This is a genomic window from Novosphingobium beihaiense, from assembly GCF_022832375.1.
Taxonomy (GTDB): Bacteria; Pseudomonadota; Alphaproteobacteria; order Sphingomonadales; family Sphingomonadaceae; genus Novosphingobium; species Novosphingobium beihaiensis.
The window spans coordinates 1-1,050 of sequence record NZ_JALHLG010000099.1; the positions used below are offsets into that span (position 1 = coordinate 1).

Consider the following 1,050-nt stretch of genomic DNA (forward strand, 5'->3'; position numbering starts at 1 on the left):
TAGAGTTTTTCCGCTTGAGATTGAATCGGGGGGATTCCCTCTGAGCTAATTTTGTGATTCAAGCTGGCCACTGGTGAGGAGGCCAGCATGGATGAGGCCATATTCGGCGGATTTGCGAGCATTGTTTTGCCGCTATCTGGATGAGGGGATGTCTTCGCGAGCGGCAGGTCGTGTTGTTGGGGTGAGCGCGAGCACGGCGGTCAAATGGGCACAGCGACGGCGCGCGACGGGCTCTGTGGCGGCAGGCAAGGTCGGTGGTGGCAAGCCGGTCGTGCTTGAGGCCGAGCGGGACTGGCTTCTGGCGCGGATCGAGCAGAAGAAGGACCTGACGCTGCACGAACTGCTGGCCGAACTGCGCGAAGAGCGGGGCGTGGTTGTGTGCTGCGACACGCTGTGGCGGTTCCTGAAGCGGTGCGGCAAGTCATTTAAAAAAAGACGCTCTTCGCCAAAGAGCAGGATCGCCCCGACGTCGTCCGCCGCCGCAAACGCTGGCGCTGGGTCCAGCGCCGGGTAGATCCCCGCCGCATGGTCTTCATTGATGAGACCTGGGCCAAGACCAACATGACCCGCACGCATGGCTGGTGCACGAAAGGCGAAGCGCTGATCGACAAGGTGCCGCACGGGCACTGGAAAACGCTGACCTTCATCGCTGGCCTCAGGCACGACGGTATCATCGCCCCTTGTGTTCTCGACGGACCGATCAACGGTGAAAGCTTCACGGCATGGGTCGAACAGTTCCTGATCCCGGCGCTGGAGCCCGGGACCATCGTCGTCATCGACAACCTTGGCAGCCACAAGGGAAGCCGAGTGCGCAAGCTGCTCAAGGCGGCAGGGATCAGGCTGTTCTTCCTGCCGCCCTACTCGCCTGATCTCAACCCGATCGAGGAGATGTTCTCAAAGCTCAAACGACTGCTCGGAAAGGCCAACGAGCGAACCAGCGAAGCCACTTGGCGACGCATCGGCAAACTGCTCGACAACTTCCCGCCCCACGAATGCGCAAAGTACATCAGCGGAGCAGGATATGCCTCAATCTGAATCAGAAAAACTCTA

General features: G+C 60.2%; 1 protein-coding gene. It reads left to right on the forward strand.

All coding sequences use genetic code 11. The features are described from left to right. The first annotated feature begins 91 nt into the window (after positions 1–91). Positions 92–1,035, forward strand: a protein-coding gene (locus tag MTR66_RS21105) for an IS630 family transposase (RefSeq protein ID WP_407673104.1) whose coding sequence is annotated in 2 segments (ribosomal slippage) — positions 92–427 and positions 430–1,035 — 942 coding nt in all. Because the reading frame shifts where the segments join, the coding sequence is not laid out codon by codon here. The last annotated feature ends 15 nt before the right edge of the window (positions 1,036–1,050 follow it).